Below are 25,198 nucleotides of genomic sequence, written 5' to 3'. Positions count from 1 at the left end.
TTTCGGGGGCGCGGACTCCGGATCGTACGCCCTGTAGCGTCGGGATGCACTCTGAGTGATCTTGTGGAATGTCCGGCTCCGGTGGGTGGCGGGAAGGGACACGGGCGGCTGCGGCAGTATGGACCGGTGAGCGAGCTTCCCGAGTACGCAGAGCGCGTGCTGGCCGTCGCCGAGCGCATCCCGCCGGGCCGGGTGATGACCTACGGGGACGTCGCCGAATGGCTCGGCGAGGGCGGCCCCCGGCAGGTCGGCCGCGTCATGGCCCTCTACGGCGCAGCAGTCCCCTGGTGGCGCGTCGTCCGCGCCGACGGCGTGCTCCTGCCCGGCCACGAGCTGCGGGCCCTGGACCACTACCGCCGCGAGGGCACCCCCCTCCGGCAGGCCGGACCCGCCACCGAGGGCCACGTGCCACGACTCGCCATGACCCGCGCCCGCTGGGACGGCACCGAAGACGCCCCCGCGGATGTGACTCCGCACACCTGACCGCACCCGCCCACCGGCCGCCCACCCGCACCCCGGCCCACGCCCCCAAGGCATTACCCGAACGGATGAGGCCCCGGAAGGACGACGACGACTCACCGGACGCCCTGCGCCCCGCCCCCCTCCTGGCGTAGCGTCGGTGACCGCCCTTCGCACCGGGCCCTCCCGCAGCACCCCACCCCGCACCCCCACCAGGACCGGCAACACACGTGAGCTCCTCCCCGTCGTCCCGCTCGGCGCACCCGCCCGCCCCGGGCGCGTACCGCCTGGTACGCACCCGCCCGGGCGCGGTCACCCCTCCAGAGCTGGACGCACGGCAGCAGACCGTGGTTGACCACCGGCAGGGACCCCTGCTCGTGCTCGCCGGACCCGGAACGGGCAAGACCACCACCCTCGTGGAAGCGGTGGCCGCCCGCGTGCGCCGGGGCACCGACCCCGAACGGATCCTCGTCCTCACCTTCAGCCGCAAGGCCGCCGTCGAACTGCGCGACCGCATGACGGCCCGGCTCGGCGGCGCACCCGCCCCCCGGGCCACCACCTTCCACTCCTACTGCCACGCACTGGTCCGCGCCCACCACGACACCGGCCTGTTCGCCGAACCCGCCCGGCTGCTGTCCGGACCCGAGCAGGACGTCATGGTCCGCGAACTGCTCGCCGGCGAAGTCGCCCTCGCCCAGGAAGGCCGCGGCCGGGTCCGCTGGCCCGACGACCTGCGCGCCTGCCTGACCACCCGCGGCTTCGCCGACGAAGTGCGCGCCGTCCTCGCCCGCAGCCGCGAGCTCGGCCTCGGCCCGCGCGACCTCGGCGACTTCGCCCGCCGCGGCGGACGCCCCGACTGGCTCGCCGCCTCCCACTTCCTCGCCGAGTACCTCGACGTCCTCGACATGCGCGGCGTCCTCGACTACGCCGAGCTCGTCCACCGCGCCGTGCTCCTCGCCGAACGCCCCGCCGTCGCGGCCGACCTCGCACAGCGCTACGACGCCGTCTTCGTCGACGAATACCAGGACACCGACGCCGCCCAGGTACGCCTGCTGCGCGCCCTGGCCGGCGACGGCCGCACCCTCGTCGCCTTCGGCGACCCCGACCAGTCCATCTACGCCTTCCGCGGCGCCGACATCAACGGCATCCTCGACTTCCCCCACCTCTTCCCCCGACGCGACGGCACCGCCGCCCCCGTCGAGGTCCTCACCGTCTCCCGCCGCTCCGCCGACCGCCTCCTGGCCGCCACCCGCCTCCTCACCCGCCGGATGCCCCTCACCCGGCTCCCCGCCGCAGCCGTACGCGCCCACCGCGACCTCGCCGCCGTCCACGACGGCGGCCGCGTCGAGGCGTACACCTACCCCACCGCCGGCGCCGAGACCGACAACATCGCCGACATCCTGCGCCGCGCCCACCTGGAGGACGGCGTCCCCTGGCACGAGATGGCCGTCCTCGTGCGCGCCGGCGCCCGCTCGATACCGGGCCTGCGCCGCGCCCTCACCGCCGCCGGCGTCCCCGTCGACGTCGACGGCGACGACCTGCCGCTGCGCCACGAACCCGCCGTCGCCCCCCTCCTCACCGCCCTGCGCGTCGTCGCCGAATCCGCCGCCGCACCCACACCCCCGCCCCTCGCCCCCGACACGGCCCTCACCCTGCTCACCTCACCCCTGGGCGGCATGGACGCAGCCGACCTGCGCCGCCTGGGCCGCGCCCTGCGCGACGAGGAACGCGCCGCCGGCGAAACCGTGCCGCGCCCCTCCGACACCCTCATCGCCGAAGCCCTCACCGAACCCGAACGCCTCGGCGCACACGACCCCGCGTACGCCCGCGGCGCCCAGCGCCTGGGCGCCCTCCTGCGCACCGCCCGCGAACTCCTCACGGCCGGCGGCACCGCCGAGGACGCCCTGTGGACCCTGTGGGACGGCACCCCCTGGCCCACCCGCCTGCAGCGCGCGGCCCACCGCGGCGGCGCCGCCGGCCGCAACGCCGACCGCGACCTCGACGCCGTCTGCGCCCTCTTCGAGACCGCCGCCCGCGCCGAGGAACGCACCGGCGGCCGCGGCGCCCTCAACCTCCTCGACGAACTCGACGCCCAGGACATCGCCGCCGACACCCTCACCCGCCGCACCGTGCGCCCCGACGCCGTACGCCTGATGACCGCCCACCGCTCCAAGGGCCTCCAGTGGCGGATGGTCGTCGTCGCCGGCGTCCAGGAAGGACTCTGGCCCGACCTGCGCCGCCGCGGCTCCCTCCTGGAAGCCGACCGCATCGGCCGCGACGGCCTCGCCGAACCCCTCAGCCCCGGCGCCCTCCTCGCCGAGGAACGCCGCCTGTTCTACGTGGCCGCCACCCGCGCCCGCCGGCGCCTGGTCGTCACCGCCGTCAAGGCGGCCGCCGAGGACGGCGACCAGCCCTCCCGCTTCCTCACCGAGCTCGGCACCGAACCCGTCGACGTCACCCAGCGCCCCCGCCGCCCCCTGGCCGTCCCCGCCCTCGTCGCCGAACTGCGCGCCACCACCGTCGACCCCGCCGCCCCGGACACCCTGCGGGCCGCCGCCGCCGAACGCCTCGCCCGGCTCGCCGCCCTCCGCGACGACGAAGGCACCCCCCTCGTCCCCTCCGCCCACCCCGACCGGTGGTGGGGCCTCGACGAACCCACCCACACCCGCGCCCCCCTGCGCGACCCCGCCGACCCCGTCGCCCTGTCCGGCTCCGCCCTCGGCCAGCTCACCGGCACCGGCTGCTCCCTGCAGTGGTTCCTCGGCCGCGAAGTGAAGGCCGACGCACCCGCCACCGCCGCCCAGGGCTTCGGCAACGTCGTGCACGTCCTCGCCGACGAGGTCGCCTCCGGCACCACCCCCGCCGACCTCGCCGTCCTCATGGAACGCCTCGAATCCGTCTGGGACTCCCTCGCCTTCGACGCCCCCTGGAAGTCCCGGCAGGAGAAGGACAACGCCCGCGCCGCCCTCGAACGCTTCCTGCGCTGGCACGTCATGGAACGCGGCCGCACCGCCGTCGCCACCGAACACGGCTTCGACCTCACCCTCAAGGCCGCCGGCCACCTCGTCCGCATCCGCGGCTCCATGGACCGCGTCGAAACCGACGACCGGGGCCGCGCCTACGTCGTCGACTTCAAGACCGGCAAGGGCACCGTCTCCGCACCCGACGTCGAACGCCACCCCCAGCTCGCCGTCTACCAGCTCGCCGTCGAGGAAGGCGCCGTCGACGACCTCTTCCCCGGCCCCCGCCCGCCCGCCGGCGGCGCCGAACTCGTCCAGCTGCGCCAGGGCGCCCCGAAGAAGGACGGCGGCGACACCCTGCCCAAGGTGCAGGCACAGCAGCCGCTGGGGGAGGGGGAGTGGATCGGCGACCTCCTCGCCGAGGCCGCCGGCCGGGTCCTCGAAGAACGCTTCTCCCCCCGCCCCGGCCAGCACTGCACCCACTGCTCCTTCCGCACCTCCTGCACGGCCCGGCCCGAGGGCCGCCAGATCGTGGAGTGACTGTCAGTGCCCCCCGTTAGCGTTTCCGGTGTGACCCCGCGCCTGACCGACCCCGACGAGCTCAAGGAGCTCCTCGGCATCCCCTTCACCCCCGAGCAGCTGGCGTGCATCACCGCGCCGCTCGCCCCGCAGGTCATCGTGGCCGGCGCCGGCTCCGGCAAGACCACCGTCATGGCCGCCCGCGTCGTCTGGCTCGTCGGCACCGGACAGGTCGCACCCGAGCAGGTCCTCGGCCTCACCTTCACCAACAAGGCGGCCGGCGAACTCTCCGAACGCGTCCGCAAGGCCCTCGCCCAGGCCGGCATCGCCCCCCTCGCCCCCGAGGACAGCGAGACCGCCGGCGACCCGCAGATCTCCACCTACCACGCCTTCGCCGGCCGCCTCCTGAAGGAACACGGCCTGCGCATCGGCCTGGAGCCCACCACCCGCCTCCTCGCCGACGCCACGCGCTACCAGCTCGCCGCCCGCGTCCTGCGCTCCTCCCCGGGCCCCCACCCCGCCCTCACCCGCTCCTTCGCCGACCTCGTCGCCGACCTCCTCGCCCTCGACGGCGAGCTCGCCGAACACCTCGTCCGCCCCGCCCGCCTCCGCGCCCACGACCAGGAGCTGCTCACCACCCTCGACGGCGCCCGGCTCACCAACGCCGACCTGCGCAAGGTGCCCGACACCGCCCGCGCCCGCCTGGAACTGCTCCACCTGGTCGAGGACTACCGCCGCGAGAAGCGCAGCCGCGACCTCCTCGACTTCGGCGACCAGGTCGCCCTCTCCGCCGAACTGGCCGACACCCGGCCCGAAGTGGGCCGCATCCTGCGCGAGGAGTTCGCCGTCGTCCTCCTCGACGAATACCAGGACACCTCCGTCGCCCAGCGCATCCTGCTCGCCGGCCTCTTCGGCGGCGGCACCGGCCACGCCGTCACCGCCGTCGGCGACCCCTGCCAGGCCATCTACGGCTGGCGCGGCGCCTCCGTCGCCAACCTCGACGACTTCCCCCACCACTTCCCCCACCCCGACGGCCGCCCCGCCCACCGCCACAGCCTCAGCGAGAACCGCCGCAGCGGCGGCCGCCTCCTCGACCTCGCCAACACCCTCGCCGCCCCCCTGCGCGCCCACCACGAAGGCGTCGAGGCCCTGCGCCCGGCACCGGGCGCCGAACGCGACGGCATCGTGCGCTGCGCCCTGCTGCCCACCCACGCCGAGGAGCTCGCCTGGCTCGCCGACTCCCTGGCCCACCTCGTGCGCACCGGCACCCGCCCCGGGGAGATCGCGGTCCTGTGCCGCACCGCCACCGACTTCGCCCAGATCCAGGCGGCGCTGGTCGAACGCGACCTCCCGGTGGAGGTCGTCGGCCTGTCCGGCCTCCTCCATCTGCCGGAGATCGCCGACCTCACCGCCGTCTGCGAGGTCCTCCAGGACCCCACCGCCAACGCCGCCCTCGTCCGCCTCCTCATCGGCCCCCGCTGGCGCATCGGCCCCCGCGACCTCGCCCTCCTCGGCCGCCGCGCCCGCACGCTCGTCCCCTACGGCACCCAGGGCACCGACCCCGCCCGCCGCCTCGCCGAAGCCGTGGAAGGAACCGACCCGGCCGAGGTCATCTCCCTGGCCGACGCCCTGGACACCTTCCTCACCACCGACACCCCCGACGACGGCCTGCCCTTCTCCCCGGAAGCCCGCATCCGCTTCGCCCGCCTCGCCGCCGAACTGCGCGACCTGCGCCGCAGCCTGGGCGACCCCCTCATGGACGTCCTCCACCGCGTCCTCGCCACCACCGGCCTGGAGGTCGAGCTCTCGGCCTCCCCGCACGCCCTGGCCGCCCGCCGCCGCGAGACCCTCACCCAGTTCCTCGACATCGCCGCCGGCTTCGCCGCCCTCGACGGCGAGACGACACTGGCCGCCTTCCTCGGCTTCCTGCGCACGGCCGTGCAGTACGAGAAGGGCCTCGACAGCTCCCTGCCCGGCGGCGAGGACACCGTCAAGATCCTCACCGCACACAAGTCCAAGGGCCTGGAATGGGACGTCGTCGCCGTCCCCGGCCTCGTGGCGAAGACCTTCCCGAGCGAACAGCCCCGCGAGTCCTGGACGGCCCACGCCAAGGTCCTCCCGCACGCCCTGCGCGGCGACGCGGCCACCCTCCCGGACATCGACACCTGGAACAGCAAGGGCATGACGGACTTCAAGGCCGCCCTGAAGTCCCACCAGCACACCGAGGAACTCCGCCTCGGCTACGTCACCTTCACCCGCCCCCGCTCCCTCCTCCTGGGCTCCGCCCACTGGTGGGGCCCCCACCAGCTGAAGCCCCGCGGCCCGTCCGCGTTCCTCGAAGCCCTGCGCACGCACTGCGAGGCGGGCCACGGCGAGATCGAGGTCTGGGCCGACCGCCCGGAGGACGGCGCGACGAACCCGGCACTGCAGGAGGAGGCCAGGGACCACTCCTGGCCCCTCCCGCTGGACCCCACGTCCCTGGCCCGCCGCCGGCAGGCGGCGGAGGCGGTACGGGCACACCTGCAGCACCTCACCGACCAGCCGCACACGGACCGGGCCCCGGAGGCGGACCTGCCGCCGCCGGAGGCAGACGAGGAGTGGGCGGAGGCGGACGAGGAGTGGGCGGAGGCGGACGAGGAGTGGCCGGAGGCGGACGAGGAGTGGGCGGAAGCCGGAGAGCCGGACTGGGAAGCGCTGTCCAAGACGCGCCCGCAGCCGCCGACGGAGCAGGGCCCTTCCCGCCCCGGCCCTGGCCCCGTCCCTAGCCCCGCTCCCGGCCCCGGCGCCGTCCCCGCCCAGGATCACCGGTTGCCTCCGGAGGAGGCCCGCATCCTGGCCTCCTGGGACCGCGACCTCACCGCCCTGGCCACCGAGCTCGCACGCGCCCGCGCCACGGTGCGCGACGTCGTCGTACCCACGGCCCTGAGCGCGTCCCAGCTCGTCAGCCTCGCCCAGGACCCCGACGCCTTCGCCCGCGACCTGGCCCGCCCCATGCCCCGCCGCCCCCAGCCGGCCGCCCGCCGCGGCACCCGGTTCCACGCCTGGGTCGAGTCGCGCTTCGCGGACTTCCGCTACGAGTCCCTCCCGCTGCCCCTCCTGGGCCCCGACGAGCTCCCCGGCGGCCCGGACGACGAGCCCGAGATCGCCGACGAGCGCGACCTGGCCGCCCTCAAGGAGGCCTTCGAGCGCACCCCGTACGCGCACCGCATCCCGTACCGCGTGGAAGTGCCGATCCAGCTCACCCTCGGGGGCCGGGTGATCCGCGGCAGAATCGACGCGGTCTACCGCGAGGGCCCGGACCGCCCCACGGCGACCGACGGCTCCACGGCGACCGACGGCCACACCGCATCCGCCGGTCCCGCCGCACCCGCCGGCCGTGACGGCACGACCCCCGTCCGCTACGAGATCGTCGACTGGAAGACGCACCGCTCCCACACCGCGGACCCCCTCCAGCTGGCGATCTACCGCCTGGCCTGGGCCGAACGACAAGGCGTTCCGCTGGACGCCGTCTCCGCCGCGTTCGTCTACGTCCGCGACGGCGAAACCGTGCGCCCGCCCGCCCTGCCGGACCGCGCCGCACTGGAGAAGATCCTCCTGGGGGAGGAAGCATGACGAAACCCGGTCCCGGTCACACCATGTGTACGGATAGGCTCGATGCCATGAGCAACACCCCGGACAACGCCGTCCGAACCACCGGCCCCGCCGAGAGCGTCCGCGCGTACATCGATGCGCACCGCGCCGCGTTCCTCGACGACCTCGCCGCGTGGCTGCGCATCCCGTCCGTGTCGGCCGACCCGGCCCGCGCGACCGATGTGCGCCGCAGCGCGGAGTGGCTGGCGGCGAAGCTCAAGGACACGGGCTTCCCGACCGCGGAGATCTGGGAGACGGACGCCACGGACGGCGCCCCGGCGGTGTTCGCCGAATGGCCCTCCGACGACGCCGGCGCCCCCACCGTCCTGGTCTACGGCCACCACGACGTCCAGCCCGCCGCCCGCGAGGACGGCTGGCACACGGACCCCTTCGAGCCGACCACCGTCGACGGCAAGCTGTACGCCCGCGGTGCCGCCGACGACAAGGGCCAGGTGCTCTTCCACACCCTGGGCGTCCGCGCCCACCTGGCGGCCACGGGCCGCACCGCCCCCGCCGTCCATCTCAAGCTCCTCATCGAGGGCGAGGAGGAGTCCGGCTCCCCGAACTTCCCCGCACTGATCCATCAGCACGCGGACCGCCTCGCCTGCGACGCCGTGATCGTCTCCGACACCGGCATGTGGTCGGCGCAGACCCCGACCGTCTGCACGGGCATGCGCGGCCTCACCGACTGCCAGATCGACCTGTACGGCCCCGACCAGGACATCCACTCCGGTTCGTTCGGCGGCGCCGTGCCGAACCCGGCGACCGAAGCGGCCCGCCTGGCGGCGGCCCTGCACGACGGGGACCGCCGCGTGGCCATCCCGGGCTTCTACGACGGCATCGTGGAGCTGACGGACGCCGAGCGCGAGCTGTTCGCGGAGCTCCCCTTCGACGAGGAGCGCTGGCTGCGCACGGCCCACTCGCACGGAGCGCTCGGCGAGTCCGGCTACAGCACCCTGGAGCGCATCTGGGCCCGCCCCACCGCCGAGGTGAACGGCATCGGCGGCGGCTACCAGGGCCCCGGCGGCAAGACGATCGTGCCGTCGACCGCCCAGCTGAAGCTTTCGTTCCGCCTGGTGGCGGGACAGGACGCGGACCGCATCCAGGAGTCGGTGCGCGCCTGGGTGACGGCCTCCCTGCCGGAGGGCATCCGGCACGAGGTCACCTTCTGGGGCGCGACCCGCCCCTGCCTGACCCCGCTCGACCACCCGTACCTGCAGTCCGTCGCCCGGTCCATGGGCCGCGCCTTCGGGCAGAAGATCCGCTTCACGCGCGAGGGGGGCTCGGGCCCCGCAGCCGACCTGCAGGACGCACTCGGCGCACCCGTGCTGTTCCTGGGCATCTCCGTGCCCTCGGACGGCTGGCACGCACCGAACGAGAAGGTCGAGCTGGACCTGCTCATGAAGGGCGTGGAGACCGCCGCGTACCTGTGGGACGACCTCGCCGAGACCGCGTCCGCCCGCTGACGCGGGCAGAGCACCACGACGCGGGCAGAGCACAACCACCATCCGTAGGGGGAGTTGGAAGCAGCCGTGACCACCTGGACCGATTTCGCAGCCACCCGGCCCATCACGCTCAGCGGTGCCAGCGGCATCGACCGCGCCGCGCACCACCGCCTGGACGAGGCGTGGATCTCCGCGGCATGGAGCCACCCCTCGACGCGTGTCTTCGTGGTCTCCGGCGGTCAGGCGCTGGTCGACGACACCCCCGACGGCCGCACCGAGCTCGTCATGACGCCCGCCTTCGAGGCGCCCCCCACCGAGACGCACCGCTACTTCCTCGGCCAGGACGAGGACGGCGTCGCCTACTTCGCCCTGCAGAAGGACGCACTGCCGGGCCGGATGGACCAGTCCGCGCGCCCGGCCGGGCTGCGCGAGGCGGGGCTGCTGCTCTCCCCGCGCGACGCGGGACTGCTCGTCCACGCCGTCGCCCTGGAGAACTGGCAGCGCCTGCACCGCTTCTGCTCCCGCTGCGGCGAGCGCACGGTGATCGCGGCGGCGGGCCACATCCGCCGCTGCCCGGCCTGTGGCGCCGAGCACTACCCGCGCACCGACCCGGCCGTGATCATGCTCGTGACGGACGAGAAGGACCGGGCGCTGCTGGGCCGTCAGATGCACTGGCCCGAGGGCCGCTTCTCGACGCTCGCGGGCTTCGTCGAGCCCGGCGAGTCGATCGAGCAGGCGGTGCGCCGGGAGGTCGCCGAGGAGGCGGGCGTGGCCGTCGGCGACGTGGAGTACGTCGCGAGCCAGCCCTGGCCCTTCCCCTCCAGCCTGATGCTGGGCTTCATGGCCCGGGCCACGTCCTCGGACATCCAGGTGGACGGCGAGGAGATCCACGAGGCGCGCTGGTTCTCGCGGGACGAGCTGCGGGCCGCGTTCGCGTCCGGGGAGGTCCTGCCTCCGACCGGCATCTCGATCGCGGCCCGGCTGATCGAACTCTGGTACGGCGAGCCCCTGCCGTAGCCCGCTGCAGTCCGCAGTAGCCAGCCGTAGCCCGCACGGCGAGCTTCTTCCGGAGCGCCGCGGGCCGCGGCGGCCTGCAGCGGCCCGCAGCGGCCCGCGGTGCCCACGGCCCGGGGGCCGTGGACTGTGCGGGCCGGTGGCCGTGCGGGCCGGGGCCGCGGTACCGGCCGCCCCGGGGGCTCAGACGCTGATCTTGGCCTTGACCTGCGCCAGCGAGGGGTTGGTGAGGGTGGAGCCGTCCGGGAAGAGAACGGTGGGGACCGTCTGGTTCCCGCCGTTGGCCTTCTCCACGAACGCCGCCGAGTCGGCGTCGAGCTCGATGTTGATCTCGTTGTAGGTGATGCCCTCGCGGTCCATCTGGCTCTTCAGCCGGCGGCAGTAGCCGCACCAGGTGGTGCTGTACATCGTCACGCTGCTCGACATGCGACCCGCGCTCCTTCTCTCTCGGTTTCTCTCAGGTCCCCCGGACGTGTTCCGGAGGAAGAACGCGCATCCGCAGGCAGCCATTCCCGCCGGTCATACAAGTAGGACCGTACGACCACCCGGGTGTCCCTGTGGACAACATTCCCGGTCGCCACCGTGAACCTGGCAGCATGGCGGGGTGACAGCAGCAACGCACTCCACCCTCTTCCCGCAGGTGCCGGCCTCCGCCGACGCGGTGCTCGACGGGCTCGACCCCGAGCAGCGCGAGGTGGCCACGGCCCTCAGCGGACCGGTGTGCGTGCTGGCCGGAGCCGGCACGGGCAAGACGCGCGCGATCACCCACCGTATCGCCTACGGCGTCCGCTCCGGCCTCCTCCAGCCCGCGAGTGTGCTCGCCGTCACCTTCACCAACCGCGCCGCCGGCGAGATGCGCGGCCGGCTCCGCCAGCTCGGGGCGGGCGGCGTCCAGGCCCGCACGTTCCACTCGGCCGCACTCCGCCAGCTCCAGTACTTCTGGCCCAAGGCCGTGGGCGGCGAGCTGCCCCGCCTGCTGGAGCGCAAGGTCCAGGTCGTCGCCGAGGCCGCCGCCCGCTGCGGCGTCCGCCTCGACCGCAACGAGCTGCGCGACGTCACCGCCGAGATCGAATGGGCGAAGGTCACCCAGACCGTCCCCGAGGACTACCCCGCCGCAGCCGCCAAATGCGGCCGCGAGGTCCCCCGCGACCCCGCCGAGACCGCCCGCATCTACGGCACCTACGAACAGCTCAAGCGCGACCGCGGCACGATCGACTTCGAGGACGTGCTGCTGCTCACCGTCGGCGTCCTGCAGGACCGCCACGACATCGCCGAGACCGTGCGCCGCCAGTACCAGCACTTCGTGGTCGACGAGTACCAGGACGTCAGCCCCCTGCAGCAGCGGCTGCTGGAGCTCTGGCTGGGGGACCGCGACAACCTGTGCGTGGTCGGCGACGCCAGCCAGACCATCTACTCCTTCACCGGCGCCACCCCCGACCACCTGCTCAACTTCCGGCTCCGCCATCCGCACGCCACGGTCGTCAAGCTCGTCCGCGACTACCGCTCCACGCCCCAGGTCGTGCACCTGGCCAACGGCCTGCTCTCCCAGGCCCGCGGCCGGGCCGCCGAGCACCGCCTGGAGCTGATCTCCCAGCGCGGCCCCGGCCCCGAGCCGGTCTACGGCGAGTACGCCGACGAACCCGCCGAGGCCGAGGGCACCGCCCGCCGCGTCCGCGACCTCATCGCCGCCGGCGTCCCCGCCAGCGAGATCGCGATCCTCTACCGCATCAACGCCCAGTCCGAGGTCTACGAGCAGGCCCTGGCCGACGCCGGCGTGCCCTACCAGCTCCGCGGCGCCGAGCGGTTCTTCGAGCGCCCCGAGGTGCGCGAGGCCGGACTGCTGCTGCGCGGAGCGGCCCGCGCCGGCGGCCACTCCGACCCACAGCTGGCCGACGCCGACGACGTGCCCTCCCAGGTCCGCGCCGTGCTGGGCACCCGAGGCTGGACGGCAGCCCCCCCGGCGGGCTCCGGCGCCGTCCGCGACCGCTGGGAGTCCCTGGCAGCGCTGGTGCGCCTCGCCGAGGACTTCGTGCGCTCCCGGCCCGAGGCCACGCTGGCCGATCTCGTGGCCGAGCTGGACGAACGGGCGAGCGCCCAGCACGCACCGACCGTGGAAGGCGTGACGCTCGCCTCGCTCCACGCCGCCAAGGGCCTGGAGTGGGACGCCGTCTTCCTCGTCGGCCTCACCGAAGGCATGCTCCCGATCACCTACGCCAAGACCGACGAGCAGATCGAGGAGGAGCGGAGGCTCCTCTACGTCGGTGTCACCCGCGCACGCGTCCACCTCTCCCTGTCCTGGGCGCTGTCCCGCACCCCCGGTGGCCGCCCCTCCAGGAGGCCCAGCCGCTTCCTGAACGGCCTGCGGCCCGGCTCGGCCGCCCCGCGCCCGGGCTCGGCGGGTGCTGCCGGCGGGCGCGGAGGCATCGAGCGCGGCGGCGCCCCGGCCACCCGCAAGCGGCGGGGGCCCGTGCGCTGCCGGGTCTGCGGGCGGACCCTCACCGACGCGGGCGAGATCAAGCTGATGCGCTGCGAGGACTGCCCCTGCGAGCTCGACGAGGCCCTCTACGAACGGCTGCGCGACTGGCGGGCCGAGCAGGCCCGGCTGCTGGGCCAGCCCGCCTACTGCGTCTTCACCGACAAGACGCTCCTCGCCATTGCCGAAGCCGTTCCGGGAACCGAATCGGAGCTTGCGGGCATCTCTGGAGTCGGGGGACGGAAGCTCGCCGCGTTCGGAGCGGACGTCCTGGCCCTGTGCGCAGGCGAGGAGCCGACCTCGGAAGATGTGTCCCAGGACACCTCCGAAGAATCTCCGGAAAAATAGTTTGCGCGCGCGGACGGCATACCCATAGCCTTCCGAGCAGGGAAGCGACGGCTCTGCGGTACTACCGGGATTCGTTGGTTCCGTGCTGTACTGAACACCGAACTGAAGACCTGGACCGGATTACCCCGGTCCCCGAAGACGCCGAAGGGAGGCGGAGACAATGATCAGCTTTATCGCCGCGAACAAAATGACCGATCGCCAGATCGGCTCCGCCAGCATGCTCGGCTTCTCCTTCGGTTCCTTCCAGGGCACCCGTCTGTCCGTCGCGGTATCGCGTCCGGAACAGCGACCGTCCCAGGCGTCCGAGGTCAAGGCAGCAGCAATGGCACAGGCCCAGACCTATGCCACGGCAGCGGCGGCCAATGGCGCCGGATCCCTGAACGCACAGCACCACCTTCCCAAGACGTGGGCCTTCCGTGGGCTCGAACCCTGGAGAGATCCAGCCTGATCGGCGCGATCAGGTCGGCACCTTCCAGGGCCGCGGAACCCACACCGGGATCCGCGGCCCTTTTGTTTGCCCCCAAGCCTGGGGAAACCAGCCCGGCCACCAGCCGGAACAACAGACGAGGAACGACACACCGTGCAACTCAAGGCACACACCCCGTCAGTAGCGACCGACTTGATCCCCCCGCCTGTCCCCACGGAGGACACCTTGACCCCCCTCACCGCCCTGACCGACCTCGACGACGCCATCGAGAACCTCGGCGTCCCGGTCCCCTGCCGCAGCTATGACCCCGAGGTCTTCTTCGCCGAGTCCCCCGCGGACGTGGAGTACGCCAAGTCGCTCTGCCAGACCTGCCCGCTGCGCGCGGCCTGCCTCGCCGGCGCCAAGGACCGCCGCGAGCCGTGGGGCGTCTGGGGCGGCGAGCTGTTCGTCCAGGGCGTGGTCGTGGCCCGCAAGCGGCCCCGTGGCCGCCCGCGCAAGAACCCGGTCACCGCATGATCACCACCGGCACCATCGACCGCCCCACGACGCACGACCCCAAGAAGCAGGACCCGACGATGCAGCGCCCGTCCGAGCCGTTCGGCTCCCACACCCCCCTCTGCGACACCACCGGTGCGACCGCCTCGCGCCAGAACAGGAACCTCGAAATGCAACTCATCCCAGAAGCCCTGGCACGTGCGCATATGCACGACCGCCTGCGGGAGGCCGAGTCCCAACGCAGGGCCGTCCGGCTGGCCGCCGCCCGCCGCATGCAGCGCCGCGCCGAGCGCGCCTCGCTGCGCGCCCGCCGCGCCCTGGCCATGGCCGTCATGCAGTGAGCACAGCAGCGGGGCCGGTCCGTTCGGACCGGCCCCGCGCCGCGTTGGGTGCGCCACCCACTCCCGGCCCGCCCACGGAGATACCGTTTGGGAGTGGACCGGAAGACGCATGAACCAGTGCAGTTGAACCCTGAGGCCACCGAGAACGCCGAGCCCGTCACCTGCGCTCGCTGTGGCACCGCGGCCCCCGACGGCGCGCCACCGACCTGGACCTGCTCCGTCGAGAACGGCAGCCGCCGCTACTTCTGCGACGACTGCGCCCGCGCCAACATCAGATCGATCGAAGGCCGACTCGACTCCTCCTGGTGGTGAAGGAGCCGGGGGGGAGGGGGCCCCGCCCCCCGCCCCCTCCCTCCCCTCCCCCCGGTCGTGCTCTCAGGCGGGGGTGTCCTGGGTGCGGCTGTCCGCCGCGAACCCGGGCACCCATGCCTCCATCTCCTCGCGCAGCCGCACGGTGGCGCCCAGCTGGCACAGCACACCGATGGTGCTCATCGTCACCCGGTGGATCAGCAGATACGCCGGGGGCAGGTTGAGCTGCCGGGCCAGCTGATACGCGGGGGAGCGGGGATCGGCTATCCGCGCCGCCTGCGCACGGAGCCAGTCGCGGGTGAAGGTGAACTCCGCCACCTGCGCGGGCTCGATGATCGGCAGCAGGTAGTCCAGCACCGCCTCCGGATCCAGCTCGATCCCCGGCTTGACGAAGCCCTCCGCCCGCAGCAGGTCGTGCACGGTCCCCGCCTGCCCGTCCAGCGTCATGCGCAGTGCGGTGCCGATCTCCACGGGCAGACCCCGCGGCAGCCGGTCCACGGTGCCGAAGTCCAGCACGCCCAGCCGCCACTTCTCCGGCGGACCGTCCGGGGCGTCCCCCGTCACCAGCCGGAAGTTGCCCGGGTGCGGATCGGCGTGGAGCAGGCCCGTGCGGGCCGCGCCCGAGAAAAGGAAGCGGGCCATCAGCTGACCGGCCCGGTCCCGCTGCTCCCGGGTGCCGTTCGCTATCACCTCGGACAGCGGCACGCCCTCCAGCCACTCCGTCACCAGCACCTGGTCGCTCTGGTGGACGACGCCCGGCACCACCACGTCGGGGTCACCCGCGAACTCCTGTGCGTGAGCGCTCTGGGCTCTGGCCTCCAGCTCGTAGTCCAGCTCCTCGGACACCCGGTCACGCAGCTCGGCTATGAGCGGCTTGATGTCCATGCCGGGCACCAGCGGCCCCAGCAGCTTGGCGAACCGGCCCAGTTGCGTCAGGTCGGCGAGCAACGCCTCGCCCGCACCCGGGTACTGCACCTTGACCGCGACCGCACGCCCGTCGTGCCAGACCGCCCGGTGCACCTGACCGATCGACGCCGCAGCCGCCGGCCGGTCGTCGAACTCCTCGAACAGATCCCGCCAGTCCTTCCCGAGCCGCTCCGCCAGCGCCGCGTGCACCGACGCGACCGGCATCGGCGGCGCAGCCTCCTGGAGCTTGGTCAGCGCCGCCCGATAGGGCCCGGCGATCTGCTCCGGAAGGGCCGACTCGAAGACGGACAGCGCCTGCCCGAACTTCATGGCACCCCCCTTGAGCTGCCCCAGCGTCGAGAAGAGCTGCTCGGCCGTGCGCTGCTGCAGCTCCGCAGCGATCAGCTCGGCCGGCCGCCCTCCGATGCGTTTGCCCAGGCCGAGCGCCGTGCGCCCCGCGAACCCCAGCGGCAGCGCGGCCAACTTGACGGTACGGGTGACCGCCTTGCGGGGTAGATCAGACATGCGCCCCTCCAACTAGCTGAACAGCCACGCCGCGGACGGCGGTTACCGGGTCATTGTCCCGTGTGTGCCCCGACGGCTCCGGCCCGTTCCGGAGAACCGGACCGCGCCGCGCCGCACGGACACCGCGGATGCGGCTCGACGGGCCGGGGAGTCCAGGCCGGACCGGGCAGCGCCAATTCCAGCCGGACCCCCGCACCCGACGTGGACCCACCGTCGAGGAAGGCAAGCGCCCGCACCACGGTCAGCCCCGCCACGACCGTGGCCAGTGCCATGTCGCATGACGGTACCCCCGAGGTTCGGCCGGACCTCCACTGGGCGAGCATCCGCGGCCATGCAAGGTCCCGCCCGGCCCGCTCCAGCTCGATGCAGCCCGCGCAGGCCGACCCGCCCGGCAGCACCAGGGGCCCCACCACCCCCGTGGCCTCCAGCACTCCCGCGTACAGGTGCGGCGTGCCCGCCAGGACCAGCTCCTGCGCCTCCAGAGGATCCGGCGCATAGGCCGCAAGTCCGTCGCGGGGCGCGAGGACGACCAGCGCCAACGGTGCCCCGTCCCCCGCACCACCCCTCCCCGCGCCGCCTCTCCCCGCGTCACCGTGCCCCGCGCCGCCCGGCCGGGCGCGCGGCTTCGGTACGGGTGCGGCCTGCCGGACCACCTGACGTGCCGCGGCGTCCCGCCGCTCCCCGATCCGGTCCGGGCCCAACCCCGCCGGTGCGACGTCCCAGGGCTCGACGCGCCCGCCGTCCAGCACCTCGACCCTGCCCACCCCCGAGCCCGACAGCAGGGCCGCCACGGCCGCACCCACCCTCCCCGCACCGCGCACCTGCACCCGCAGCGCCTGACGCGCCGCCATCACCCGCATCGCCGCGCCGGGACCGGCGTGCAACACCGACAGCGAGGCCAGGTCCGGTCGCATCCGCTCCAGGGCACCGCCCCGGCTCCGCAACGCGGCCGCGGCCTCACCGCCGGCCCGGGGGTCGTCGAGCAGCCCGGCCCCCGACAGCCGCTCCACCAGCCCGTCGGCCCGGCCGTCGGGCAGTCCCATCCCGCGCGCCTCCTCGCGCAGCAGGGGCATGCCCCGCGTACCGTCGAGCAGGCCCAGGAAGCTGCCCGTCGCCGTGTCGACCGGCCCCACCACCACCGCGTGCGCGGGGGCGACCCCGAACTGCACCGTGTCGCGGTTGCGCCAGGCACGGCGCAGAGCAGGCTTGAGCATCGGATGCGGAGCGCTCGCGGGCGTGATCACGGACGCGGAGCCCGCGGATGCGGAGCCCGCGGATGCGGAGCTCGTGGGCGTGGAGCCCGCCCGTACGGAGCTCGTGGGCGTGGAGCCTTCCAGCGTGGAGCTCGTGGGCGTGGAGCCTTCCAGCGTGGAGCTCGTGTGTGTGGAGCTCACCGGCGTGGAGCTCGTGGACGTCGTCTGCATGGTTCCCCCTCGGTCGGGCTTCAGCTTGCCCGCCCAGGGAAATCACCGTGCGAAGTTGTCCACAGGCACGGAGTGATTGTCATATAAGCGGAGGGCCGTGGGATCTGCGGGTGTTTCACCCGACAACCGACGGCGAGGCGGGACTTCCCGCACCGCCAGCGGGTAACGTCGTGGCGTGCCCGTCGACCCACTGCACAGCGCCGCCAGACCACCGCGCAGCGCTCCGAGCCCGCTCACCCGGGGGCCGGAGGCGGCCGCGGTCGAGGTCCGCCGGAGCGCGCGCCGCCGCAGGACGGTCTCCGCCTACCGCGAGGGCGACCGCACGATCGTGCTCATCCCCGCCCGCATGTCGGACGCCGAGGAGCGGCGCTGGGTCGGCGTGATGCTCGACAAGCTCGCGGCGCAGGAGAGCAAGCGGATGCTGGGCGACGCCGAGCTCGCCGAGCGCGCCCGCCGCCTCTCCGAGCAGTACCTCGACGGCCGGGCCCGGCCCGACACCGTCCGCTGGGTCACCAACCAGAACACCCGCTGGGGCTCCTGCACCCCCGCCGAGGGCAGCATCCGCCTCTCGCACCGCCTCCAGGGCATGCCCGAGTACGTCGTCGACTACGTCCTGCTGCACGAGCTCGCCCATCTGCTGGTGCCCGGCCACGGGGCGGAATTCTGGCGGCTCCTGGAGTCCTACCCGCGCACCGAGCGCGCCCGCGGATACCTGGAGGGCGTGGTCGCCGCCGACCGGCTGCCGCACCTCCCCGCCGCCCGCGCCGAGTGAGGGGCCGGGCCCGGAATCACGTCCTGCCCGTCACAGCCGTTAGCCTGGCGCAACGCATTCACCACAGGTTCGGATGGGGGACGGTCGTCACGCATGTCCAGGGAATTCCAGCGCGGCCACAAGGCCAAGATCAGTGACCTGACGGCGGGGACCGATCTGTACGTGGGAGTGCAGATCGGCGGCCCCGGCCTGACCTTCGACATCAGCTGCTTCGGCCTCGACGCCGCCGAGCGGCTCTCGGACGACCGGTACTTCGTCTTCTTCAACCAGCCGAAGTCCCCCGAGGGAGCCATCCAGCAGCTCGGCGCCCAGGCCGGGGACACGGAGTCCTTCCGCGTCACCCTCGACAGCATCCCGGCGCACATCCACAAGCTCTCCTTCACGGCGACCGTGGACGGCGACGGCCAGATGTCGCAGGCCGGCCCCGGCTACCTCCGCATCGTCGCGGGCGGTGCGGAAGTGGCCCGCTACTCCTTCACCGGCAGTGAATTCAGCACCGAGCGCGCGGTGATGCTCGGCGACATCTACCTGAAGGACGTCTGGCGCTTCGCCGCCGTCGGTCAGGGTTTCGACGGCGGCCTGGAAGCGCTGTTGCACAACTTCGGCGGCGAGGTCCTCGAAGAGGAGCAGCCCGCCGCGGCCCCCGCCCCGGCCGCCGCCCCCGCACCCGCCTTCGCGCCCCCGGCGCAGGCCAGTGCGCCCCCGGCCTTCGCGCCGCCCGCCGCTCAGCCGCCCGCCGCACCGCCGCCCGCGCCCCAGGCCCCCGTGCCCCCCGGGCAGGGCTTCCCGCCCCCGCCCGGCAGCACTCCGCCGCCGGTCGCCCCCGCCGCCCCGGCCCCGCAGGTGCACGCGGCCCCCACCCTCGCCGCGCCCCTCGCCCCGCCCGGATTCTTCTCCGGCGGCCAGACCCCGCCCGGCGGCACCGTCCCGCCGCCCCCCGGCCCGCCCGGCGTGCCCGGCCAGCCCGGCCCGTACGGCCAGCCCTACCCCGCCCAGCAGTCCTACGGCCAGCCGGTCGCCCCGCCGCAGCACCACCCCGGGCCCCAGGCCCCCTACGGCGCCCCGGCCGCCCCGCAGCACCACGCCGGTGCCGCGCCGGCCCCCGGCGTCCAGGTGGCCTTCGACAAGTACCGCGAGGCGCCCAACGGGCAGCGCTGGACCCTGCAGAACCACAGCCTCGTCCGCGTCGACCTGGGCGCGGACCCGCAGCCCGTGCTCGCCCGGCAGGGCAGCATGGTCCTCTACCAGGGCAAGGTCGACTTCGGCTACAAGGGCGCCGGCTTCATGGGCCGCATCGTCGGCAACGCGACCGGCCAGGAGATGCAGCTGATGCGCTGCACCGGCCGCGGGCAGGTCTTCCTCGCCGAGAACTCGGCGCACCTGCACCCCATCCAGCTGGAGAACGACGCGATCTGCGTCTCCGCCGACGCCGTGCTCGCCTTCGACGAGTCGCTGCACCACGAGGTCCGCCGGATCGACGGTCACGGCATCCCCGGCGGCGCCCTGTTCACCATGCAGTTCCAGGGCACCGGCACCGTCGTCGTCAAGACGCACGGCACCCCGGTCGTGCTGCCCGTCACGCCCACCACCTACGCCGACAGCAACGCCATCGTCGCCTGGTCGGCCGGCGCCCAGGTCGTCGTCTCCAGCCAGGTGCGCCTGCGCCGCACCCCCTACCCGGGGCAGAGCGGAGAGACCGTGAACCTCCAATTCCGGGGTGCGCCCGGGAACTTCATCGTCGTCCAGCCCTACGAGGTCTGAGGGAGCCCGTCATGGACCAGTCGCTGATCGCGGGCCACGCCCCGACCCCGCCCGCCGCCCGCATGGAGAACCACGGCAACAGCATGCTCAAGGTCGCCATGCAGAGCGGCCACGACCTGTTCGCCCGCACCGGCTCGATGGTCGCCTACGAGGGCTACATCCAGTACGAGGCGAACGCCCCCGCCGTCCGCCAGATGGCCTCCCAGTGGCTCACCGGCGAAGGCGCACCGCTCATGAAGTGCACCGGTGACGGCATCCTCTACCTCGCCGACTACGGCGCGGACGTCGTCTGCCTCAACCTCAACGGCGAATCGGTGTCCGTCAACGGCACCAACCTGCTCGCCTTCGACGCCCACCTCCAGTGGGGCGTCGAACGCGTCAAGGGCATGGCCAAGTTCGCCGGTCAGGGCCTGTTCAACGTCGTGGTCAGCGGCACCGGCTGGGTCGCGCTGACCTCCCGTGGCACGCCCGTCGTCGTCGACTGCGGCAGCGGCGAGGACGAGACGTACGTGGACCCCGACGCGCTCGTCGCCTGGTCCACCAACCTGAAGATGAAGGGGAAGCGCAGCTTCAAGGCTTCCTCGATGATCGGCCGCGGCAGCGGCGAGGCGTACCAACTGGGCTTCTCCGGCCAGGGATTCGTGGTCGTACAGCCCAGCGAGGACAGCACCGACCGGCTCCGGGCCCGGGGCTGAGGGGGACGACGACAGACATGCAGAGCCCGCTTTTCGCCCACACCGAGGCCCAGACGCAGGACCGCTACGCCCTGCAGAACCCGCAACTGCTGCGCGTCGCCCTCACCGGCCACGACGACGTACTCGCCCGCAAGGGATCGATGGTCGCCTACCAGGGCCTGATCGAGTTCGACGGCGAGTACCGCACGCCCAGCCAGCAGTACGCCCAGGCGCACACCGGCGAGGGCCTCGACCTCATGCGCTGCTCCGGCCAGGGCACGGTCTACCTCGCCAACCTCGCCCAGTACGTCCACGTCGTGGACGTCGACCGCGAGGGCCTGACCGTCGACGGCGGCTACGTCCTCGCGCTGGACTCCACCCTCCACTGGGAGACGATCATGGTGGACAGCCAGCAGGGCATCTCCGGCACCGGCGCGTACAACCTCAACATCACCGGGCAGGGCAAGGTCGCCCTGATGACCTCCGGGCAGCCGCTGATGCTCCACTCCACCGGGCACAACTACGTCTACGCCGACGCCGACGCGGTCGTCGCCTGGTCGTCGTCGCTGCGCGTCAGCATGCAGGCGCAGACCTCCTCGTCGAGCGTGTGGCGGCGCCGCGGCAGCACGGGCGAGGGCTGGGAGCTGTCCTTCCAGGGCCAGGGCTACGTGCTCGTCCAGCCCAGCGAACTGCTGCCGCCCCAGGGCGCGCAGATCGGCCAGGGCGTCGCCGCGCAGTACGGCTTCGGGCAGCACGGCGCCCACGGCCAGAACCAGGGCAACATCTGGTCGAACTGAACGACGCACCTCACGCCGGTAAGGGGCGGTCACCCATGGTGACCGCCCCTTACCGATGGCGAGTGATGACGACTGCTGCGCAGACCGCTACAGGCGCGCGAGCGTCCGCTGCACCAGCTGGACCACCGAGTCGTCGGCGACCTGGGCCACCTCCGCATACGGGAACCAGCGCAGGTCCAGCGACTCGTCGCTGATGGCCTCCACCGCACCCCCGGGCACCAGGGCCGCGTACTGCACGTCCAGGTGCCAGTTGCACGGCGCCGGGATCGGATGCCGGTCCAGCCGCACCGGACCGCCCGGCAGCAGCGACAGACCCGCGATGCCGGACTCCTCCGTGGCCTCCCGCAGGGCGGCCTCCTCCAGCGTGGCGTCACCGGGCTCGCAGTGGCCGCCCATCTGGAGCCACATCCGCAGCTTGCGGTGGAGCGTGAGCAGCACCTTGCCGGCCGCCGGGTCGATCACCAGCGCGCTCGCCGTGACGTGCCCTGCCTGGCACGGCTTCCACATGCCGTCCGGGTGCGCGGCCAGATGATCCAGATAGAGGCCGCGCAGCTCCTGCTGGTCCCCGTACTCCTTCAGGACGCGGACCGCGTTCTCGTGCAGGCTCACCGGCCGCCCTCGCCCTTGTCGCCCTTGTCGCCGTCCTCGGGCTTCTTCTGCTCGGCGCCCCTGGCCGCCTCGCCCAGCATCTTGTCGAGCTCGGAGAAGTCCAGGTGCTCGCGGTGCACGAAGCCGTCGGGGTCGTCCAAGTCCGCGGCCGTCGGCAGCATGTCCGGGTGCTCCCAGAGGCCGTCACGGCCCTCCAGGCCCCGGGCGTCCGTCAGCGAGGCCCACAGCCGGGCGGCGTCCCGCAGCCGGCGCGGACGCAGCTCCAGGCCGATCAGCGTGGCGAACGTCTGCTCCGCCGGACCGCCCGAGGCGCGGCGCCGGCGCAGCGTCTCGCGCAGCGCGTCGGCGGACGGCAGGTGCGGCGCGGCCGCCGCGTGCACGACGGCGTCCACCCAGCCCTCGACCAGCGCGAGCGCCGTCTCCAGGCGGGCCAGCGCCGCCTTCTGCTCCGGGGTGTCCTCCGGCTGGAACATGCCCTGCTGGAGCGCTTCCTGCAGCTGCTCCGGGTGCGACGGGTCGAGCTGGCCGACCACGTCCTCCAGCTTGGAGGTGTCGACCTTGATGCCGCGGGCGTACCCCTCGACGGCGCCGAACAGGTGCGAGCGCAGCCACGGCACGTGCGCGAAGAGCCGCTGGTGGGCGGCCTCGCGCAGGGCCAGGTACAGCCGCACCTCGTCCTGCGGGACACCCAGCCCGGAACCGAACGCCTCGATGTTCACCGGCAGCAGCGCCGCCTTGCCCGCGGGGCCCAGCGGCAGGCCGATGTCGGTCGAACCGACCACCTCGCCCGCCAGCACCCCCACGGCCTGGCCGATCTGGGTGCCGAACATGGCACCGCCCATGCTGCGCATCATCCCGAGCAGCGGGCCCGCCATGGCCTGCATCTCCTCGGGCAGCACGCCGCCCATGGCCGCCCCCACGCGCTCGGCGACGGGGTCGACCAGGTCCTTCCACACCGGCAGGGTTGCCTCGACCCACTCCGCGCGGCTCCAGGCGACGGCCGTGCCCGAACCCGACGGCAGCGACGTCACACCGTCCAGCCACAGGTCGGCCAGGCGCACCGCCTCCTCGACCGCGGCCCGCTCGCCCGCCGAGACGCTGGCGTCCTTGCTGCCGTCCGCCGTGCCCTGGGCCACGGTCTGGCGCGCGATGTCCTTGGCCATGTCCCAGTTCACCGGGCCGCCCTCGTAGGAGAGCATCTGTCCCAGCTGCTGGAAGGCGGCGCCAAGATCGCCCGGGTTCATGGACCCGAACATCGCGGCGAAGGGGTTGTCCCCACCGCCGGCGGGCCCGCCGAACCCGAACGGATTCGCGGGTTGCTGGCCGCCCTGGCCACCGCCCTTCTTCTTGCCGTCGTCGCCGTTCTCCGGCTCCTCCGGCGGAAGACCGAATCCGAATGGGGTGTCACTCACGGGTTTCCTCGGCTCGTAGGGCCGCCGGCAGGGACCGGCGGCGAAATGCCCGACAACACCACCAAGCGTAGACACCCCGCCGCTATCCGGGCTTGGTGCTCCGCTCGCCCGGGGCCTGCGGCAGGATGGACGTCACCTGGTACGTACGCGTCATGACAAAGGTGATGGCACATACGTACTGAAGACAACCGCTGGAGACGCCCGGTGAGTTCCCCTGATCGAGAAGTTCGCGCAGCGCGAAACGGTTCCGCGCCGAGCGGTGCGACCGCCCACGGCCGACGGCCCGTGGTGGCCGTCACCGGTGCCGCCCGCGGCGTCGGAGCGCTGCTCACGCGGCAGCTGGCCGCGTCCGAGGAGATCAAGCACGTCGTGGCGATCGACGAGCGCCGCGGCGACGTGACCGAGGCGCAGTGGCACGTCCTGGACGTGCGCGACCCGGTGATCGCCGAGAAGCTGCGCGGCGTCGACGTCGTCGTCCACCTCGCGCTCGACCTCGACCTGGAGACCGACGACGCGGCCCGCACCGCCTACAACGTGCGCGGCACCCAGACCGTGCTCACGGCCGCGGCCGCCGCCGGCGTGCACCGCGTGGTCCTGTGCACCTCCGCCATGGTCTACGGGGCCCGCCCCGACAACGACGTGCCCCTCGCCGAGGACGCCGAGCTGCGCGCCACCGCGGAGGCCACGGGCGTGGGAGACCTGCTGGAGATAGAGCGGCTGGCCAGGCGTGCGCCCCGCGCGCACCCCGGCCTGAACGTGACCGTGCTGCGGCCCGCCGTCCTGGTCGGCGGCACCGACACCGCGCTCACCCGCTACTTCGAGTCGCCCCGCCTCCTGGTGGTCGCCGGATCCCGGCCCACCTGGCAGTTCTGCCACGTGGAGGACCTGGTCAGCGCCCTGGAGTTCGCCGCCCTGGAAAAGGCGGAGGGAGAGCTCGCCGTCGGCTGCGACGGATGGCTGGAGCAGGAAGAGGTGGAGGAGCTCACCGGCATCCGGCGCATGGAGCTGCCCTCGGCCGTCGCCCTCGGCGCGGCCTCCCGCCTGCACCGCCTGGGCCTGACCCCCTCGCCCGCCGGCGACCTGGAATACACGATGCACCCCTGGGTGGTCAGCGGCCACCGCCTGCACGACGCCGGCTGGCGGCCCCGCTGGACCAACGAGGAGGTCCTCGCGGAGCTGCTGGAAGAGGTCGCCGGCCGGCACACGGTCGCCGGCCGCCGGCTGGGCCGCAAGGACGCCACCGCCGCGGGCGCCGCCGGCGCGACCGTCGCCCTGCTGGGCACCGCCGCCCTGGTCCGCAGGGCCCGCAAGGCCCGCCGCCGGCTGTAGGACGGCCCTGCGGCCCACGGAGGGCCCTCTGGGGGCCCGGAGCCCGCGCAGGCCCGCAGGCGGCCGCTGGTCGAACCGCCGTTCCTCCCGGCGGCCTCCGTACGGCACGATGGACCGCATGGAGCGCACCCCCGAGCACCCCGGCGAACGCACGGCCGCCGACCCGATCCGGCTTCTGGCGATCAGGGACACCCCGTTGTCCCTGGACGAGGTCTTCGCGGCGGTCGGCGACGACGCCGCGGGCGGCACCGCGCTCTTCGTCGGCACCGTCCGCGACCACGACGGCGGCGCGGACGTCGAGGGCCTCGGCTACTCGTCCCACCCCAGCGCCGAGGCCGAGCTGCGCCGCGTCGCGGAGAAGGTCGCGGCCGACTTCCCCGTCCGGGCCCTGGCCGCCGTGCACCGCGTGGGCGAGCTGACCGTCGGCGACCTGGCGGTGGTGGTGGCGGTCTCCTGCGCGCACCGGGCCGAGGCGTTCGAGGCGTGCCGAAGACTGATCGACGACCTCAAGCGAGAGGTGCCGATCTGGAAGCACCAGAGGTTCGCGGACGGGACAGAAGAATGGGTCG

General features: G+C 73.6%; 22 protein-coding genes. 17 read left to right on the top strand and 5 right to left on the bottom strand.

The annotated features are described in order from the left end of the window. The first annotated feature begins 126 nt into the window (after positions 1-126). The 5 genes from IE182_RS21280 (at position 127) to nudC (ending at position 10,030) form a co-directional block, all read left to right on the top strand. Positions 127-483, top strand: coding sequence for an MGMT family protein (locus tag IE182_RS21280; protein WP_308432145.1), 357 nt, complete (start codon positions 127-129; stop codon positions 481-483). A 206-nt stretch (positions 484-689) separates the two neighbouring features. Beyond that, positions 690-3,959: an ATP-dependent helicase gene (locus IE182_RS21275; RefSeq protein WP_190111488.1), complete on the top strand. Its 3,270-nt coding sequence runs from the start codon at positions 690-692 to the stop codon at positions 3,957-3,959. A 30-nt stretch (positions 3,960-3,989) separates the two neighbouring features. Further along, positions 3,990-7,550, top strand: a complete 3,561-nt coding sequence (locus tag IE182_RS21270; RefSeq protein WP_190111487.1) for an ATP-dependent DNA helicase — start codon at positions 3,990-3,992, stop codon at positions 7,548-7,550. Between the two features lie 47 nt (positions 7,551-7,597). Continuing rightward, positions 7,598-9,034, top strand: coding sequence for a dipeptidase (locus IE182_RS21265; RefSeq protein WP_190111486.1), 1,437 nt, complete (start codon positions 7,598-7,600; stop codon positions 9,032-9,034). Positions 9,035-9,100: 66 nt separating this feature from the next. Beyond that, positions 9,101-10,030 carry an NAD(+) diphosphatase gene (gene nudC / locus IE182_RS21260; protein WP_190111485.1) on the top strand — a complete coding sequence of 310 codons (930 nt, stop codon included), beginning with the start codon at positions 9,101-9,103 and terminating at the stop codon, positions 10,028-10,030. A 180-nt stretch (positions 10,031-10,210) separates the two neighbouring features. Here the strand turns inward: nudC and IE182_RS21255 are convergent, their stop codons facing one another. Next, on the bottom strand, positions 10,211-10,453 hold the full coding sequence (locus IE182_RS21255; protein WP_190111484.1) for a mycoredoxin: 243 nt from the start codon (positions 10,451-10,453) through the stop codon (positions 10,211-10,213). A gap of 178 nt (positions 10,454-10,631) precedes the next feature. Here IE182_RS21255 and IE182_RS21250 point away from each other — a divergent pair, with 178 nt between their 5' ends. From IE182_RS21250 to IE182_RS21230, 5 genes are all read left to right on the top strand, one after another. Next, positions 10,632-12,848 (top strand): ATP-dependent DNA helicase UvrD2, encoded by a 2,217-nt coding sequence (locus IE182_RS21250; protein WP_308432144.1) that lies wholly within the window; start codon positions 10,632-10,634, stop codon positions 12,846-12,848. Between the two features lie 160 nt (positions 12,849-13,008). Further along, complete coding sequence (locus IE182_RS21245) at positions 13,009-13,296, top strand: hypothetical protein (RefSeq protein WP_190111483.1); 288 nt, start codon at positions 13,009-13,011, stop codon at positions 13,294-13,296. Positions 13,297-13,428: 132 nt separating this feature from the next. Then, complete coding sequence (locus IE182_RS21240; protein ID WP_190111482.1) at positions 13,429-13,791, top strand: WhiB family transcriptional regulator; 363 nt, start codon at positions 13,429-13,431, stop codon at positions 13,789-13,791. Continuing rightward, entirely contained in the window at positions 13,788-14,111 is a 324-nt protein-coding gene (locus IE182_RS21235) for a putative WhiB-interacting protein (protein ID WP_190111481.1), read from the top strand. Before IE182_RS21240 ends, IE182_RS21235 begins: the two co-directional genes overlap by 4 nt. 117 nt (positions 14,112-14,228) lie before the next feature. Then, positions 14,229-14,423 carry a hypothetical protein gene (locus IE182_RS21230; RefSeq protein WP_372458477.1) on the top strand — a complete coding sequence of 65 codons (195 nt, stop codon included), beginning with the start codon at positions 14,229-14,231 and terminating at the stop codon, positions 14,421-14,423. A gap of 63 nt (positions 14,424-14,486) precedes the next feature. Here the strand turns inward: IE182_RS21230 and IE182_RS21225 are convergent, their stop codons facing one another. Further along, positions 14,487-15,851: an ABC1 kinase family protein gene (locus IE182_RS21225; RefSeq protein WP_190111480.1), complete on the bottom strand. Its 1,365-nt coding sequence runs from the start codon at positions 15,849-15,851 to the stop codon at positions 14,487-14,489. A 50-nt stretch (positions 15,852-15,901) separates the two neighbouring features. After that, entirely contained in the window at positions 15,902-17,065 is a 1,164-nt protein-coding gene (locus IE182_RS21220) for a ThiF family adenylyltransferase (protein WP_190111479.1), read from the bottom strand. Between the two features lie 22 nt (positions 17,066-17,087). On the opposite strand from IE182_RS21220, the gene IE182_RS21215 reads away from it, so the two are divergent. The 5 genes from IE182_RS21215 (at position 17,088) to IE182_RS21195 (ending at position 21,279) form a co-directional block, all read left to right on the top strand. Beyond that, on the top strand, positions 17,088-17,351 hold the full coding sequence (locus tag IE182_RS21215) for a hypothetical protein (RefSeq protein WP_190111478.1): 264 nt from the start codon (positions 17,088-17,090) through the stop codon (positions 17,349-17,351). Between the two features lie 99 nt (positions 17,352-17,450). Then, positions 17,451-18,047: a M48 metallopeptidase family protein gene (locus IE182_RS21210; RefSeq protein ID WP_190111477.1), complete on the top strand. Its 597-nt coding sequence runs from the start codon at positions 17,451-17,453 to the stop codon at positions 18,045-18,047. Between the two features lie 93 nt (positions 18,048-18,140). Next, entirely contained in the window at positions 18,141-19,808 is a 1,668-nt protein-coding gene (locus IE182_RS21205) for a TerD family protein (RefSeq protein WP_190111476.1), read from the top strand. 11 nt (positions 19,809-19,819) lie between these two features. Beyond that, positions 19,820-20,503, top strand: a complete 684-nt coding sequence (locus IE182_RS21200; RefSeq protein ID WP_190111475.1) for an AIM24 family protein — start codon at positions 19,820-19,822, stop codon at positions 20,501-20,503. A gap of 17 nt (positions 20,504-20,520) precedes the next feature. Continuing rightward, complete coding sequence (locus IE182_RS21195; protein ID WP_190111474.1) at positions 20,521-21,279, top strand: AIM24 family protein; 759 nt, start codon at positions 20,521-20,523, stop codon at positions 21,277-21,279. Between the two features lie 87 nt (positions 21,280-21,366). Here IE182_RS21195 and IE182_RS21190 read toward each other — a convergent pair whose 3' ends face one another. Both IE182_RS21190 and IE182_RS21185 read right to left on the bottom strand, forming a co-directional pair. Further along, positions 21,367-21,888 carry an NUDIX hydrolase gene (locus IE182_RS21190; RefSeq protein WP_190111473.1) on the bottom strand — a complete coding sequence of 174 codons (522 nt, stop codon included), beginning with the start codon at positions 21,886-21,888 and terminating at the stop codon, positions 21,367-21,369. Further along, complete coding sequence (locus IE182_RS21185) at positions 21,885-23,300, bottom strand: zinc-dependent metalloprotease (RefSeq protein ID WP_190111472.1); 1,416 nt, start codon at positions 23,298-23,300, stop codon at positions 21,885-21,887. The genes IE182_RS21190 and IE182_RS21185 overlap by 4 nt, the downstream gene beginning before the upstream one ends. Before the next feature lie 204 nt (positions 23,301-23,504). On the opposite strand from IE182_RS21185, the gene IE182_RS21180 reads away from it, so the two are divergent. Both IE182_RS21180 and IE182_RS21175 read left to right on the top strand, forming a co-directional pair. Continuing rightward, complete coding sequence (locus tag IE182_RS21180; RefSeq protein ID WP_190111471.1) at positions 23,505-24,629, top strand: SDR family oxidoreductase; 1,125 nt, start codon at positions 23,505-23,507, stop codon at positions 24,627-24,629. Positions 24,630-24,738: 109 nt separating this feature from the next. Further along, positions 24,739-25,198: molybdenum cofactor biosynthesis protein MoaE (locus IE182_RS21175; RefSeq protein ID WP_190111470.1), on the top strand; the 460-nt coding region annotated here is incomplete at its 3' end.

The sequence above is a fragment of the Streptomyces cinnamoneus genome, assembly GCF_014650495.1.
Lineage (GTDB): Bacteria > Actinomycetota > Actinomycetes > Streptomycetales > Streptomycetaceae > Streptomyces > Streptomyces cinnamoneus.
The sequence above is the reverse complement of the archived record's forward strand: the minus strand, read 5'-3'. Positions and strand labels throughout refer to the sequence as shown.